The following is a 15,936-nucleotide window of genomic DNA, read 5'->3' as shown; positions in this document are numbered from 1 at the left end:
CATTGCCGCGCCTCTCATGTCCGCACCCATGAACGCACCTGCTCGCACAGCCGACCCAGCCGCCCACGACGACGGCCCCGTGGGCATCTATACCCGTTCGGCGGGCAGCGCGCGCGAATGGTGGCGCGTCTCGCTCTCCGAGCGCGCGAACATGTACCGCATCGAGCACGCCCACGGTGAAGACGGGGAGGTGGACGTCGATACGGTCGTCGATCTCGACAACCTCGAAGCGAAGCTGCTGAAGTGGCGTCGCGAAGGCTTCGTTTCCGAGGCCGGCCGAGAAGACGAAGAGCGCGCCGCGCGCGCCGGCAGCGCGTTCGTGACCGAACTGCGCCTCGCCAGTGCGCGTTCGCGTGCTGCGCGTGCGAGCGCGGCGCCCGCGCATGAGGGCGATCGGCAGGCAACGGCACGCACGGTGCGCATCGGCGGCGTCGAACTCCCGCCCGGTCATCAGGATACCTTAGTGCCGCGCCTGAACGAGGCGTACCTCTTTACGGAACGTCAGGACGATATCCTGCAGGATATCGTCGAAAACCGCCGCATCATGCTGATCGGCCACACGGGTTCGGGCAAGACGAGCTTCATCGAACAGGTGGCGGCGCGCACGCGCAACGGCGTGCTGCGCGCGAACATGAACGGGCAGACCACCATCGGCGACTTCGTCGGCTTCTGGACGGTGAAGGGCGGCGAGACCGTGTGGGTGGACGGCGTGTTGCCGACCGCCATGCGCGAGGGCTACTGGCTCATCATCGACGAACTCGATTTCGCCGAGCCTTCGATCCTGGCCGTTCTCACTGCGGTTCTGGAGCCGGGCGGGCGCCTTTTGCTCAAGGAGCGCGGCAACGAGATCGTCGAGCCGCATCCGTCCTTCCGCCTCTTCGCCACCGCGAACGCCGCGGGCGCGATGAGCGCTTACCGGCATCTGTATCAGGGCGCTAATTTGCTCAACGAAGCATTTCTCGACCGCTGGCGCGTCTATCTGGTCGATTACCTCACGCCGGAAGAGGAAACCGAAGTCCTGCTGCGCACCTTGCCGGCGCTTACGCGTCTGCTCGCGCAAACGCTCGCCGCCATCGCCGCCGATTGCCGCGCGGCGTTCGCGCGCGAAGACCTGGCGAGCGCATTTTCCACGCGGCGTCTTCTGGACTGGGCCGAACTCATGCTGCGCAACGGCGACCCCGAACGCGCGGCGGGTCCTTCGATCTATGCGAAGGTGAGTGCGGAGGACGCGGCGCTGATCCGCAGCATCGTGCGCCATCACCTGATCTTCAACGCCGCCTGAGAGGCACGACGTGTTGCGCTCCCCGGCTGGCGATCTCGAAGCGACGCTCGGCAAGATCGCGCGCGTGCTGACCGGCGAACCGCGTGTGAGCGTGACGATAGGCCCGGGTGGTCCGCGCATGGAGGGCGCGCGCTTCGTGCTGCCCACCCATGCAAGCGATCACGGTGACGACGAAGACGTGCTGCTGGGCTACCTCGATCTGCTTGCCGCCCGCTTCCGCTATAGCGAGGCCGCGCGCCTTGACGACCCGAAAGCGGGAGTAACGGGCCGCATTGCGCAGGTGATCGAAGACCGGCGCGTGCTTGAACGATTGCTCGGCGACTACCCCGGTGCGCAGCTTTACGTGCGGCGCTGGCGTGCACAACAGGCGCAGGACGCGGCGCGGCGCTGGACGGCGCTGCCATGGCGCGAGCGCCTGGTATGGACGATCGAGCGCAGCGTGTGGGGCGAAGCACCGGCGGCGGTCGAACGCGATGCGGCTACGGTCGGCGCGGCATTGCGTGCGGTGGACGGCCCGCTTGCGACAGCACGTGCGAGCCGCTCGACGCGCGAGAGCGTGCAGGCGGCCACGGCGATCGTCGCGGGCGTGCGTTCGCTCGCCTCGCGCGGCGCGAACAACATGATGCAGACGGCGCGGCCCGCCGAGGGACTCGACGACGCAGCCATCGCGCGCGAACTGGCAACGTTCGGCGAGGACGACGACCTCGGCGAATCGCTTGCGCTCGCATCGAGCGACGGCAAGATGGGGGACCCGGACGACAGCGTGGCGGGCGTGGCTGGCCAGACACTGGCCGAAGCCCTGGAAGCCGCGAAGCAATCGCAATCGGGCGCAGGCGCGACGCTTTCGGAAGCCGATGACACACACGCGGCGCAAGGAGCGGCCAGCACCGAAGGCACGCCTCTGCCCTGGTCGCGGCCGCTAACCACCGCCTTCGACGGGGTGACGGACCTCACCGGCCAGGGCGACGCTGCGGCATGGCACAAGCTGCGCGCCCTTGCGCGCGCGGAAACGGGATCGCTCAAGACGCATCTGGAGCGCGTGCTCAAGGCCGACGAACTCACGCACTGGAAACGCGAGCAGGAGCGCGGCGAGATCGATCGCGCCGCGCTGGCTCGCCTCGCGACATCGCGCGGCTATCGCAGTCCGTTTCGCGTGAGCAGCAAGGCGAGCGGGCGCGACGCGGTCGTGAGCTTGCTGCTGGACCTGAGCGGCTCGATGGCCGGCCGCAAGATCGAACTCGCCAGGCTCTGTGCGGCGGCGCTGTGCGATGCGCTCGCGCAGCTTGCGTTCGATTGCGAAGTGCTGGGCTATAGCTCGGTCGAATCGCCCGGGATGCGGCAGCAGTATGAACGCGCGCGGGCGGCGGGACTCGACCTGCGTCCCTATAACCGCTTCGTCGAACGGCTCGATCTGCGCGTGTTCAAGCGCTTTGGCGCGCGCGATTTGAGCGGTCTTGCGGCCATCGAATGCGGGCACGAAAACCCCGATGGCGAAGCGCTGGCCTGGGCCGCCGAACGGCTCCTGCAACGCAAGGCGCGGCGGCATTTGCTGCTCGTTCTTTCGGATGGCTATCCATCGACGAGCGACGGCAGTCCGGCCGTGCTGCGCAGCGACCTGCATGCGCGCATCGAGGCCGTGATGCAGGCAGGCGTCGAACTCGTGGGGATCGGCATTCAGGACGATGCCGTCGAAGCCTTCTATCCGCACGCCGTGGTCGTGCGCAAGCTGCACGAACTGCCGCTCGTGGCGTTCGAAACATTGAGCCGGCTATTGACGGGGCGAGGCGGCCGCGCGCCATGGCGGCCCCTGAAGCCCGCTCTTAAAACACCTGTCTGAAGACCCAGTAAAGCGCTGCCGACAATGCAATCGAAGCGGGCAGCGTCAGCACCCAGGCCAGCACGAGGTTGCGCACGGTGCTCCGCTGAAGGCCGGAGCCGTTGGCCGTCATGGTGCCCGCCACGCCCGAGGCCAGCACGTGGGTAGTGGAGACGGGCAGGCCGTACACGTCAGCCATGCCGATGGTGAGCATGGCCACGGCTTCGGCCGAGGCGCCCTGCCCGTAGGTAAGGTGCTGCTTGCCGATTTTCTCGCCCACCGTCACCACAATGCGTTTCCACCCCACCATGGTGCCGAGGCCCAGCGCGATCGCCACGGCCACCTTCACCCAGGTCGGAATGAACTTCGTGGCGTGATCCATCTGCAGCCGGAAGGCGTCCATCGCGCCCGCATCTTCGGGCGCGAAGGGCGGCGTCTTCGCCTTTTCCATCAGACGAATCGCTTCGGATGCTACGTACATGTTGTTGCGCACGTTATCGACGATCGATTGCGGCACCGTGGCCATCGATCCCGAGAGGCTCACCTGGTCGGCGATGGTGTCGGTGAGCTGGCGCAGCGCGGGCAGCGTGGCCGGCTGCAGCCGATGCGTGCGGACATAGGTTTCGACTTCGGCGCGCGGATTGTCGGGTGGGGTGGCCTGCGTGTATTTCGCAAGCGTCGTGGACGCGTGGCGCGCGACGGCGACGAAGGTGTCGGTTTCGGCGGGCGTGACGGCCTTGTTGAGCGCGTAGGCCGTGGGCACCACGCCGATCAGGATCAGCATGATGAGGCCCATGCCTTTCTGGCCGTCGTTCGAGCCGTGCGCGAACGAAACGCCCGTGCAGGTCGCGATGAGCAGCGCGCGTATCCAGAACGGCGGCGGCTCGTTGCCGTCCGGTTCGCTGTAGAGCTTCGGCACGCGCACGACGAATTTCAGCGCGATCAGCAGCAAGGCGGAGAGCACGAAGCCCACCACAGGCGAGAACAGCAGCGCCTTGCCCACGCCCGCGGCCTGGCCCCAGTCCACCCCGCTCGTGCCGGAGGGCCCGCTGATCAGCTGGTTCATGATGCCCACGCCGATGATCGAGCCCACCAGCGTGTGCGAACTGGAGGAGGGCAGGCCGAGGTACCAGGTGCCGAGATTCCAGAGAATGGCGGCAATGAGCAGTGCGAAGACCATCGCAAAGCCCGCGTGGCTGCCCACCTGAAGAATGAGTTCGACGGGGAGCAGTTGCAGGATGCCGAACGCCACCGCGCCGCTCGATACGAGCACGCCGAGGAAATTCCACGCGCCCGACCACACCACGGCCAGATGCGGATCGAGCGAGTTCGTATAGATGACGGTGGCAACCGCGTTCGCAGTATCGTGAAAGCCGTTGACGAATTCGAAGCCGAGCGCGATGAGGAGCGCGAGTCCGAGCAGCGCGAAGGGCAGTGCGGAGCTTTCGCGCACGGCGCTCAGATCGACCACGAGGTGCTGGACCACATAGACCACGCCGACCACGATGATTGCGACGAAGAGCCCGACGGCGAGGCCGCGGCGGTTCGAGGCATGCTGCGTGGCATAGGGTATGTCGGGCATGGCGTTGCCTTTGCGGCGGGTAGCGGCGCACGGAAGAGCCGCATCGTTTCGCCTTCGCGCATCGTTCGCAAACTATCGAATGCAGGGAAAGTGTAAGCGATGGGCAGGCGCGCCGGCTTGCCGAAGATGGGACGGGTCGATGAAGTCGCGCCAGTGTCTCACAGAAGGACGCGCGCGGGAGTGCAGTCGCGCAGCATCGATGCGGATGGGATCGCGCACGCTTTGTGACTTCTCACAATCGAGCTGTCTGGTTTCCCAGTTCCCGCCGCGTCTTTGGCGCCGTAGCATGGGAGCCAGAGAGCGGCGCAGAGCCGCCGCCCCGGCGCCGCGTTCCCTGCGGCCCTTGCAAAAACATGGAGGAGCACGTGTCCGAAGCACCCTGGCTGGCCAGTTACGGCAGCATCCCTGCCCAGATCGATCCCGACGTCTACCCGTCGCTCGCCCACCTGTTCGACGACGCGATGCGCCGCTTCGCCACACGGAGCGCATTTCACGCGGCCGGCCGCACGCTGAGCTATGCCGACGTGGACCGCCTCTCGCGTGCCTTTGCCGCCTACCTTCAGCAGCGCCTGGGCGTGAAGCGCGGCGACCGCGTGGCCGTGATGATGCCCAATCTGGCCGCGTTTCCCATCGCGCTCCTCGGCATCGTCCGGGCGGGTGCCGTGCAGGTGAACGTCAACCCGCTCTATACGCCGCGCGAACTCGAACATCAGTTGAACGATGCGGGCGTCGAGACCATCGTCGTTTTCGAAGGCTCGCTGCCCACCGTGGAAGCCGTGCGCGCGAAGACCGGCCTGAAGACGGTGATCGCAACCGGCCTGCTCGACGGGCTGGCCGAAGCCGCACCGGCGCCCGGCGAGCGCGCAGGCGTGGCCGCCACCTTCGCCCAGACGCTGGCCGACGGCGCGAGCCTGCCGTTCGAACCGGTCGCGCTCACGGGCGACGATGCGCTCTTCCTGCAATACACGGGCGGCACCACGGGGCTTTCGAAAGGCGCGTTGCTCACGCACCGCAACCTGGTGGCCAATGTCGTGCAGTTCAAGGCCTTCATGCCGGGCCTGCTCGGCGAAGACGACGAGGTGATCGTCACCGCGCTGCCGCTTTATCACATCTTCGCGCTTACCGTGAACCTGATCGTGAGCTTCTCGATTGGCGCCGAAAACTGGCTCGTGGCGAATCCGCGCGATCTGGACAGCCTCATCGATATCTTCAAGGCCGCGCAGCCCACCACCTTCATGGGCGTGAACACGCTGTACGCGGGGCTCGCGGGGCATCCGCGCATTGGCGAGGTGGACTTCTCGCGCCTGCGGCTCGCGGGCGGCGGGGGATCGGCGACCATGGCGGCCGTTTCGGCGCGCTGGGAAGCCGTGACGGGCACCTTCATCCGCGAGGGCTACGGGCTCTCCGAAACGAGCCCTGTGGTGTCGTTCAATCCGGGTTCGGTGCATCGCTTCACGGGCTCGGCGGGCCTGCCGGTGCCGTCCACCGACATCAAGCTCATCAACGATGGCGTGGAGGCTGCGCCCGGCGAGGCCGGCGAGATCTGCGTGAAGGGCCCGCAGGTGATGAAGGGCTACTGGAACCACGCCGAAGCGACGCGCACGGCGTTCACGCCCGATGGCTACTTCCGCACCGGCGACGTGGGCGTAATCGACGCGCAAGGTTTCCTGCGCATCGTCGACCGGTCGAAGGACATGATTCTCGTCTCGGGCTTCAACGTGTATCCGAACGAGGTCGAGGAAGTGGCGACCGCGCTGGCCGGCGTGGCCGAATGCGCCTGCATCGGCGTGCCCGACGAGCGCACCGGCGAGGCCGTGAAGCTCTTCGTGGTCATGCGCCTGGACGCCGCGCTTACCGAAGAGGCCGTGATCGCGCATTGCCGCGCGCAGCTTGCCGCCTACAAGGTGCCGCGCGTTGTGCGCTTCGTGGAGTCGCTGCCGAAATCCACGGTCGGCAAGATCCTGCGCCGCGAGCTTCGTACGGTCAACTAACGTTTCTTGCGTTCGGGAGCGTCCGGCTCGCGCGTTCCCGCTTTTGCCGTCCTGGGCTCTTTTCCGGCCTTCGCCTTCTTTTCGGCCATGCGGGCCACCGCCCCTTTCTTCGTGCGCGGCGCGGGCCGCTCCGTCTGCGCCGCGCCGCGCAGTTTCAGCGCCACGTCCAGCCGGCCGATCCAGCCTGCATCGTCCAGCTTCGCCCCCAGCAGCGTTTCGATACGTTCGAGCCGGTAGTCGAGCGTGTTCGGATGCACGCCCAGCGCCTCGGCGGTGGGGCGGCGGCGCTGGCCATGCGCGAAATAGGCTTCCAGCGTGGCGAGCAGATCGGACTCGCCGGCCAGTTGCTCGGCGAGCGAGGCCAGATAGCGCAGCACGTTGCCGCTGTTGCGCACGCTTTCCTCGATCGCGATCGACGAGTAGCGGTGCACGTCGCCGTCGCGCCGTGCGAAATCGACCGCCTTGAAGGCTTCATCGACCGAAGCCGCCCAGCCGTGCGCCCCTTCGTTCATGAGACCGATGCCGATGCTGCGCACGCGCGGTTCGGCCAGCACCAGCGCGGCTGCGCGTTCGGCGATGGCCTGGTCGCTGCGCGTGAGCGCGTCGCCGCGCGCGCACGGCACCCAGAGCACGAGCCGTTCGCGATGCCACACCCGCACCAGCGTATCGGGCTTGACCTCCAGGTGACGCGCGGCGGTAAGCGCAAAGCGGTCGAGTGCGTCGTCGTGCGCCGAAGGCGGGTAGTCGCGCAGGTCGAGGTCGATGGCGAGCGCCACGCGCGGCAGCGTGGCGTCGAGGCCGAGCGCTTCGACGGTGGAGCGAAAACGTTCGGTGTCGTCGGGTGCGTGAAAGACGAGGCCATGCAGTTGATGCAGCAGCGAACCCCGCCAGCGCGCCTGCTGATACTGCTCGGCGAGATAGGCCTGGGTGATGTGCTGGGTCATCGCATCGAAGTAGTCCAGCAGCCAGGGCGAGATGTCGAACAGCAGTTCGCGCTCGAGCGTGCGGTCGGCGTGCGCGATGTCCGTGCAGATACGCCAGAGCTCGCGCGCGCCTAACTGAAAAGCGCGCAGCAGCGATTGCAACGGCACGTTCTGATGCACGCGGCGTCGCGCCGATGCGTGGAGGCGCTCCATCGCCTCGTCCGTGGGCGGCTTGCCCGCGAGCAGGCAGGCGAACCACAGTTCGGCCGACATCGCGATCGAGGCGAGGATGTCCTTGCGCACGGCGGGCGTGAGCCGGCTATAGCCTTCGAGCGCGGTCATCGCCGAGAAGGTGCGTTCGACGGCGCTAGACGGATCGCCGGCAAGCGGCTGGAGTTTCGCGCGCAGGCGGGGGCTGATGCGGGGAACGGGAGGCAGCACGTCGGAGCGGGCGCGCGGGTCGCCAGGGTGGAAAACGGCAAAGTGTACGCATGAAAGCGCGCGGCCGTCGATCCGGGGTAACGCACAAGGGAGGGGCGCACCGGTGTTGGCGGTGCGCCCTTGCGTCATTGCCTCATCGGGAAGCGGCCGCGCGCCGCCGGGCCTGGGCGGCGAGGCGCACGGCGGCGTTCGCCGCGCCGTAGCCGTCATAGCCCCCGCGGCGCTCCACCACTTCGAGGAAGAAGCGCTGATCGAGCGTTTCGGTGTACGCGTGCAGAAACTCGCCGCCCCGTTCGTCGCGGTCGTAGAGGAGGTTGTGCTGCTTGAGCGTGTCGAGAAAGTCGGGCGCCAGCGCGTGACGGGCTTCGAGGTCGTCGTAGTAGTTCGCCGGAATGCGCAGGAGCGGCATGCCCGAGGCTTCGAATGCCGAGACCGCGCGGAAGATGTCGCCCGTGCCGAACGCCACGTGGTTCAGCCCCGAGCCGTGATAGGCGCGCACCGTTTCGGCCGCGGCCGTGTGCTGGTCCACCGACGCATTGAGCACGATGCGCAGCGCCCGGTCGCGGCTATGGAGCGCGCGGCTGCGCACGAGCCCGTACGGATCGGGCACGAGCACCGCTTCGTTCGCTTCGAGGCCGAACACGCTTTTGAGGAACAGCACCCAGGCATCGAACGATCCGGCCGGCAGCGAGAGGCAGACGTGGTCGATGCCGGTGAGCGGGCCGACCTCGGACGGGCCGTCGATATCGGTGAGCGCGAAATCGGCTTCGAAGAGCGTGGGCTCGTCCGGCGTTTCGTTAACGAAATAGTTAAGACTGCCGTCGGGTGCCTGGATGGCCGGCACCACGCGCTCGTTCGGCCCCACGCGGCTCGAGAACGGCGCGTAGCCGAAGCGCGCCGCGCGTTCGCGGGCGAGCTGGGCGTTGTCTACGCGGAACGCCGAAGCGCAGAGCGAAAGCCCGTGGCGCTGGAAAAACGCGTTGGCGAACGAATCGGGTTCGGCGTTGAGCACGATGGCGGCCGAGCCGTGCTGGTAGAGCGTCACGTCTTTGGAGCGGTGCTGGCCCGCGCGGCGGAAATCGAGCTTGCCGAGCCAGTCGGCCACGTGTGCGCGCGACTCGCCATCGACGGCGAATTCGAGGAACTGCCACTGGGCGTGCGCGGGGGCAGCGGGCGGCGCAAAGAGCGCAGACCCGGCTTTGTTCGCCGTGTCGCCCAGCACCTCACGCGTTGCTTCTTCGAGCAGCAGCAGCGAGCGGTGTCCATCGGCCGCCGTGGCGGCGGGCGGCGCGCCGCGAAAACCATCGTTGAAGATTTCCAGCGACAGCGGCCCGCGGTAGCCGCTTTTCACCACCTGCGCGGTGAAGTCCGCGAGCGCGAAGTCCCCCTGGCCCGGAAAGCAACGGTAATGGCGGCTCCATTCGAGCACGTCCATGTTCATCCGGGGCGCGTCGGCAATCTGGACGAAGCCGATGCGCTCGCCCGGAATCGCCGCGATGGCCTCGGGCGTGTCGCCCAGCGAAAGCGTGTGGAAACTGTCGAGCGCGAGCGTGAGATGCGGGTGGTTCACGGCCTCGACGAGTTGCCAGGCATGGCCATACGTGCGCACGTGGCGCCCCCACGCGAGCGCTTCGTAGCACACCGTCACCCCGGCGGCGGCCGCGGTTTCGGCGAGCCGGGCGAGCTGGTCCGCGCAGAGTGCGTCGTCGCGGAGCGTGTCCGGCGCGACGTTGCTGCACACCAGCAGGCGATCCGTGCCGAGCTGCTGCATGACGTCGAACTTGCGCTTCACGCGCTCCAGATTGCGCGCGAGGCGCTCGGCACTCACCCCCTCGAAATCGCGAAACGGCTGATACAGGACGATATCGAGCCCCAGATCGGCCGTCATGCGGCGCACGTCGGCGGGCGAGCCGTCGAAAAAGAGCAGGTCGTTTTCGAAGATCTCGACTGCGTCGAAGCCCGCGGCGCGGATCGCCGCGAGCTTTTCGGCGAGCGTGCCGCTGATCGAGACCGTGGCAATGGAGCGGCGCAAGGGCATGGGGGCAAGGGCGACAGGAGGCATGGCGTGGCGGCAGGAGAGCGAGGCAGCAGAACAAAAGCGGCACGCACAGCGCGCCGCCGGAGTATTCACAGAATAATAAAACTAACTAGTTAGTACAAATTCTCGAAAACCCCAGGGTGACCCCTGACGCATTGTGAAGCACACTGCGGCCATGCGATGCGGGTGCCGGCCATGGCAAGCCGCTTCGGCTTTCAAATCGCTATCTGTGGTTGCGTCGTGGAGTGTGAGGGATGGAAATGCCGTCTGTGCTGGTCCTGAACGGGCCGAACCTGAATCTGCTGGGTACGCGGGAGCCCGCGATCTATGGTTCAGAAACGTTGGAGGACGTGGGGCGGCTGTGCCGCGAAGCGGCGGGCCGGCTCGGGCTTGCGCTCGAATTCCGGCAGTCGAATGCGGAGCACCAGTTGATCGACTGGCTGCACGAAGCGCGCGAGCGGGTGGACGGCATCGTCATCAATCCGGCGGCCTATACGCACACCTCGGTGGCGCTGGCCGATGCGTTGAGCGCGATCGCGAAGCCGGTGATCGAGGTGCATATCTCGAACGTGCACAAGCGCGAGGCGTTTCGCCACCATTCGTTCGTCTCGCCGGTGGCCTCGGGCATCATCGTGGGCTGCGGTATCCAGGGCTACGTGCTGGCGCTCGAACGCATGGCCGTGCTGCTCGCGAGCGAGGTGGCCGCATGAATGCGACGACGAATGCAGCGACGAATGCGACAGCTAATGCGGCGACTAACTCCGCGACGGCCCACCCGCGATCCATCCTCACCGGCCTGATCGGCTCGGGCATCGGCGGCTCGCTGAGCCCGGCCATGCACGAGCGTGAAGGGCGCGAACTGGGCCTGAACTACGTGTACCGCCGCATTGACCTCGAAGCGCTCGGTCTCGCGCCCGCCGCGCTGCCGGAGCTGCTGCTCGCGGCGCAGCGCATGGGCTTCGACGGGCTCAACATCACCTATCCCTGCAAGCAGGCCGTCATCGCCCTGCTGGACGAGCTTTCCGACGATGCGCGCGCGCTGGGCGCCGTGAATACGGTGCTCTTTCGCGACGGCCAGCGCATCGGGCACAACACCGACTGGTCCGGTTTCGCGCGTTCGTTCAAGCGCGGGCTGCCGGACGTGTCGCTCGAATCCGTGGTTCAACTGGGCGCAGGCGGGGCGGGCGCTGCGGTCGCGCATGCGGCGCTCATGATGGGCGCACGCGCGCTGACGCTGTTCGACGTCGATGCCGCGCGCGCCGAAGCGCTCGCCCGCGAATTGCAGGCGCGCTTTGAAGAGGCGCGCGTGACGGCGGGCACCGATCTCGCCGGGGCGCTGCGCAGTGCGAGCGGCCTGATCCATGCCACGCCCACGGGCATGGCCAAACTGCCCGGCATGCCGTTGCCGGCTGCGTATCTGCAACCGCATCTGTGGGTGGCGGACATCGTGTACTTCCCGATCCGCACGGCGCTGCTCGAAGCGGCCGAGGCGATCGGCTGCCGCACGCTGCCGGGCGGTGGCATGGCGGTGTACCAGGCGGCCGAGGCATTGCGGCTTTTTACCGGCATCGAACCGGACGCCGAGCGCATGTACGCCCACCTCGAGTCGCTGCTTGCGCAGGGCGCGCAATAGGCAGGACACCGAATTGCAGGACGCCGGACAACAGGCGCCGCACCAGAACCTGAGAGAGCTGAAGGAACAAGGAGAGAGACATGGCACCACCCTTATCTGCGGGGCACGCGGACACGCCGGCCCGTTCCGCGGGCGCCGCCGAGGGCTCGCTGCGGCGCTCGCGGGCGCGTTATCGCGTCCTCGGGCTGCTCGCGGTGGGCACGATGATCAACTATCTCGACCGTACCGTGCTCGGCATCGCCGCGCCGCAGTTGACGAAGGAGTTGGGCATCGATGCCGCACTCATGGGGCTCGTGTTCTCCGCGTTCTCGTGGAGTTACGTGCTCGCGCAGGTGCCGGGGGGCCTGTTTCTCGACCGCTTCGGCAGCAAGTTCACCTACTGGCTTTCGATGACGCTGTGGTCGCTCTGCACCTTCGTGCAGGGCTTCGTGACGGGCGTGGGCGCGCTCTTCGCGTGCCGCCTGGGCCTGGGCGCGGCCGAGTCGCCGTGCTTTCCCACCAACAGCCGCGTGGTGGCCACGTGGTTCCCGCAGAGCGAGCGCGCGTTTGCGACCGGCACCTATACGGTGGGCGAGTACATCGGCCTCGCGTTCTTCAGCCCGTTTCTCTTCGCGTTGATGGGTGCGTTCGGCTGGCGCTCGCTGTTTTATGTGGTGGGCGCCGTGGGGTTGGTGTTCGGCCTCGTGTGGTGGCGCCTCTATCGCGAACCGCAGGACCACCCCGCGGCCAATCGCGCGGAGCTCGACTACATCGAGGCGGGCGGCGGGCTCGTCGTGCATGGCGCGCGCGAGGCGAAGAGCGAAGCAAAGGGCGGCGACATTGCCGATAAAAACGCCAACAAAAAGCATGGCTTCGACTGGCGCATGGCGGGCAGGCTGTTGCGCCGCCGCCAGTTGGCCGGCATCTGCATCGGCCAGTTCGCGGGCAATTCCACGCTGGTCTTTTTCCTCACGTGGTTTCCCACCTATCTCGCCACCGAGCGCCACATGGCCTGGCTCAAGATCGGCTTCTTCGCGATCATGCCGTTCATTGCCGCCTCGGTGGGCGTGCTCTTCGGCGGTGCGTTCTCGGACTGGCTCCTGCGGCGCGGCAAATCGGCCAACGTGGCGCGCAAGCTGCCGATCATCGCGGGCCTGCTGCTCGCTTCGACCATCGTGCTGGCCAACTTCGTGGCGAGCAACGTGGCCGTGATCGCCATCCTGTCGCTCGCGTTTTTCGCGCAGGGCATGGCGGCGCTCGGCTGGACGCTGGTTTCCGATATCGCGCCGGCCGGCATGCTGGGCCTCACCGGCGGCATCTTCAACCTCGCGGCCAATCTGGCCGGCATCGTCACGCCGCTCGTGGTGGGCCTGATCGTGGCGGCGACGGGGTCGTTCGTGTGGGCCCTCGCGTTCATCGGCGTGATCGCGCTGATCGGCGCGGCCGCCTATATTTTCGTGGTCGGCGACATCCGGCGGATCGAGCTCTGATACGGCCGGCGGCGGCTTCCAGCGCCGCCGGACCGAACCGGGCCCCATGCTAGAATCGCCCGCATTCTTTCCTATCATGCGTGCGGCAACGACAATGGCAAGACCGGCGGCTTCGCCCGAGAACAACGACGCGCAGTCCGAAAGCCGGCGCAAGTACGACCCGGAACAGACGAAGCGCAACATCCTCGAAGTCGCCACCGCCGAGTTCTCGGCCATGGGGCTTGCCGGCGCGCGCGTCGACCAGATCGCGGAGCGCACGCACACCACCAAGCGCATGCTCTATTACTACTTCGGCAGCAAGGAAGGGCTGTACGAAGCGGTGCTCGACAAGGTCTACGGTGACATTCGCGCGCTGGAGCAGGATCTTCATATCGACGAACTCGATCCCGAGGAGGGCCTGCGCCGGCTCGTCGAATTCACTTTCGATTACCACGACCGCCATCGCGACTTCGTGCGGCTCGTGACCATCGAGAACATTCATGGCGCGCGCTACCTGGAGCGGCTCAAGACGTTTCGCAACCGTAATGCCAGCGCGATCCACACCATCGAAGACCTGCTCGCGCGCGGCGTGGCGGCGGGCGCGTTCCGCGACGATATCGACCCGATCGATCTGCACCTCATGATCAGTTCGATGTGCTTTCACCGCGTGAGCAACCGCCACACGTTCGGCGCCGCGTTCGGGCGCGACCCCTCGCATCCGCGGCTGCGCGCCCGGCATCGCGCGATGGTGGTGGACGCCGTGCTGCGGTTCGTGCACAACTAACGCAATTAGCAACGCGGGTAGGGCTGGCGGGCCGCCGCCCGCGGGCAGACGCTTCCGCCGTTTTACCCAAAAAGCCGCAAAAGCCTGCCTGCTCTGGCCCCAAGACCTGGGCGCCGTCCCATAAAAGTGCGCAAACCCATTACACTACCGACCGTGAGGGCCGCATGACGGGCCTTTTATCCAGCGGCGGTCGCGGCGCGCAAAAAGGCGCGGCACGGCAAGCCCTGGCCCAGCCACCGGAAAAGCCCAGACGCCCATGAGCACCGCCATGCCCCGAGCCGGCCAAGCCGGCCTGCCGCGCCAGACCGAGGGCCGATATACCCTCGGCACCCGCATCGTTCTCAGCTTCGGATTGCTGTTCGTGTTGATGCTCGCCACCGCGGTGATTTCCTATAGCCGCCTGCGCGCCATCGACGACGAAGCGCTGAGCCTCACGCGCGATTCGGTGCCGGGGCTCTTCTACGCCACCTCGCTGCGTGCGGCGGCGAACCAGACCTATGCGCTCACCGAGCGCGCGGCCTTCGTGGATTCCGATGCGGATGCCACCGCCCGCGACATCGCCGGCCTGCCGGCCGCGATGGCCCAGGTGGACCGCCTGATGAAGCAGTACGAAGGCACCGTGTTCCGCGCCGACGACCGCGAGCGCTTCCAGCGCTTTCGCGACGCCTACGGCCGTTACCTGCCGCAGATCACAGCCATCGCACGCCAGTTGCCCGCCTCGCGCGCCGCCGCGCAGACGGCGTTCGTGCAGCTCGATGCCTCGTGGCGAGATGTGGTGGAGTCGGCGAACGGGATCGTGGACGAGAACCGCGCGCAGGCCGACGACTCGGCGCAGACCATCCGCAGCTCGGTCACGGGCACGGAGATTACGCTGGCCGCGGCGCTGGGCGTGGTGCTGCTCGCCGCGCTCGCGACCGGCTATGCGCTCTATCGCGCGATTACCGTGCCGATGGCGCGGCTCGTGGACGTGCACGATTCCATGCGCACCGGCGACCTGACGCAGCGCCTGCGGCTTGGCCGCACCGACGAGTTCGGCGTGCTGGAGGACGGCTTCAACCGCATGAGCGACGAACTCGCGAGCCTCGTGGCGCAGGCGCAGAAGTCGTCGCTGCAGGTTTCGACCTCGGTGGCGGAAGTGGCCGCCACCTCGAAGGAGCAGCAGGCCACCGCGAGCGAAACGGCAGCCACGACCACCGAAATCGGCGCAACCTCGCGCGAGATCTTTGCCACCGCGCGCGATCTCGTGCGCACGATGAGCGAAGTCGCCACGGTGGCCGAGCAGTCGGCCGGCCTTGCCACCACGAGCCAGAGCGGCCTCACGCACATGGAAGACACCATGCGCAGCGTGATGGAGGCGGCGGGATCGGTGAACGCGAAGCTCGCGATCCTCAACGAGAAGGCCGTGAGCATCAACCAGGTGGTGGCTACCATCACGAAGGTGGCCGACCAGACCAACCTGCTTTCGTTGAACGCCGCCATCGAAGCGGAAAAGGCCGGCGAGTACGGCCGCGGCTTTTCGGTGGTCGCGACCGAGATCCGGCGTCTCGCCGACCAGACGGCCGTGGCCACCTACGACATCGAGCAGACCGTGAAGGAAATCCAGTCGGCGGTGTCGGCGGGCGTGATGGGCATGGACAAGTTCGCGGAGGAAGTGCGCCGCGGCATGCACGACGTGCAGGCCGTGGGCGTGCAGCTTTCGCAGATCATCGGCGCGGTGCAGACGCTCGCGCCGCGCTTCCAGATGGTGAACGACGGCATGCAGGCCCAGGCCACGAGCGCCGAGCAGATCACCCAGGCGCTCACGCAGCTTTCGGAGGCCGCGCAGCAGACGGCCGAGTCGCTGCGCCAGTCTTCGCAGGCCATCGACAACCTGACGCTGGTGGCCAACGAACTGCGCACGGGTGTCTCGCGTTTCAGGATCGAAGCCTGATTCGGAATCCGAAGCAAGATAGAGACGGCGGATATAAACGGCGGACACCGGCGGCAGGCAAACCGGTG

Annotated in this window: 10 protein-coding genes and 2 pseudogenes; 9 read left to right on the top strand and 3 right to left on the bottom strand. The window is 67.2% G+C overall.

The features are described 5' to 3' along the window. Window positions 1-28 precede the first annotated feature (28 nt). Both BFE01S_RS11845 and BFE01S_RS11840 read left to right on the top strand, forming a co-directional pair. Window positions 29-1,282, top strand: coding sequence for an AAA family ATPase (locus tag BFE01S_RS11845; RefSeq protein ID WP_028225679.1), 1,254 nt, complete (start codon window positions 29-31; stop codon window positions 1,280-1,282). A 10-nt stretch (window positions 1,283-1,292) separates the two neighbouring features. Further along, a complete protein-coding gene (locus BFE01S_RS11840) occupies window positions 1,293-3,119 on the top strand; it encodes a cobaltochelatase CobT-related protein (protein WP_042337521.1) in 1,827 nt (608 codons plus the stop codon). Here BFE01S_RS11840 and BFE01S_RS11835 read toward each other — a convergent pair. Next, window positions 3,103-4,680: an inorganic phosphate transporter gene (locus tag BFE01S_RS11835; protein WP_028225677.1), complete on the bottom strand. Its 1,578-nt coding sequence runs from the start codon at window positions 4,678-4,680 to the stop codon at window positions 3,103-3,105. The genes BFE01S_RS11840 and BFE01S_RS11835 overlap by 17 nt on opposite strands. 365 nt (window positions 4,681-5,045) lie before the next feature. Between BFE01S_RS11835 and BFE01S_RS11830 the strand changes: the two genes are divergently transcribed. Then, a complete protein-coding gene (locus BFE01S_RS11830; protein WP_028225676.1) occupies window positions 5,046-6,671 on the top strand; it encodes an AMP-binding protein in 1,626 nt (541 codons plus the stop codon). On the opposite strand, the gene BFE01S_RS38360 is transcribed toward BFE01S_RS11830, so the two are convergent. After that, entirely contained in the window at window positions 6,668-8,035 is a 1,368-nt protein-coding gene (locus BFE01S_RS38360) for a PucR family transcriptional regulator (RefSeq protein ID WP_245621087.1), read from the bottom strand. The genes BFE01S_RS11830 and BFE01S_RS38360 overlap by 4 nt on opposite strands. 133 nt (window positions 8,036-8,168) lie before the next feature. Beyond that, window positions 8,169-10,067 (bottom strand): bifunctional sugar phosphate isomerase/epimerase/4-hydroxyphenylpyruvate dioxygenase family protein, encoded by a 1,899-nt coding sequence (locus tag BFE01S_RS11820; RefSeq protein WP_028225675.1) that lies wholly within the window; start codon window positions 10,065-10,067, stop codon window positions 8,169-8,171. A gap of 260 nt (window positions 10,068-10,327) precedes the next feature. On the opposite strand from BFE01S_RS11820, the gene aroQ reads away from it, so the two are divergent. The 6 genes and pseudogenes from aroQ to BFE01S_RS11795 form a co-directional block, all read left to right on the top strand. Further along, window positions 10,328-10,783, top strand: a complete 456-nt coding sequence (aroQ, locus tag BFE01S_RS11815) for a type II 3-dehydroquinate dehydratase (protein WP_028225674.1) — start codon at window positions 10,328-10,330, stop codon at window positions 10,781-10,783. Continuing rightward, entirely contained in the window at window positions 10,780-11,706 is a 927-nt protein-coding gene (locus BFE01S_RS11810; protein ID WP_028225673.1) for a shikimate dehydrogenase, read from the top strand. Before aroQ ends, BFE01S_RS11810 begins: the two co-directional genes overlap by 4 nt. Before the next feature lie 80 nt (window positions 11,707-11,786). Continuing rightward, on the top strand, window positions 11,787-13,175 hold the full coding sequence (locus BFE01S_RS11805; RefSeq protein ID WP_028225672.1) for an MFS transporter: 1,389 nt from the start codon (window positions 11,787-11,789) through the stop codon (window positions 13,173-13,175). 94 nt (window positions 13,176-13,269) lie between these two features. Beyond that, the gene (locus tag BFE01S_RS11800) at window positions 13,270-13,938 is read left to right on the top strand and encodes a TetR family transcriptional regulator (RefSeq protein ID WP_245621086.1); all 669 of its coding nucleotides are present in this window, start codon (window positions 13,270-13,272) and stop codon (window positions 13,936-13,938) included. A 256-nt stretch (window positions 13,939-14,194) separates the two neighbouring features. Then, window positions 14,195-14,716: pseudogene (locus BFE01S_RS46545) on the top strand (MCP four helix bundle domain-containing protein); the annotation flags it as partial. Between the two features lie 6 nt (window positions 14,717-14,722). After that, a pseudogene (locus BFE01S_RS11795) lies at window positions 14,723-15,868 on the top strand (methyl-accepting chemotaxis protein); the annotation flags it as partial. Window positions 15,869-15,936 lie beyond the last annotated feature (68 nt).

It is taken from the genome of Paraburkholderia ferrariae NBRC 106233 (assembly GCF_000685035.1).
Taxonomy (GTDB): domain Bacteria; phylum Pseudomonadota; class Gammaproteobacteria; order Burkholderiales; family Burkholderiaceae; genus Paraburkholderia; species Paraburkholderia ferrariae.
Note: the sequence above shows the minus strand (reverse complement) of the source record. Positions and strands in the feature narration are given on the sequence as shown.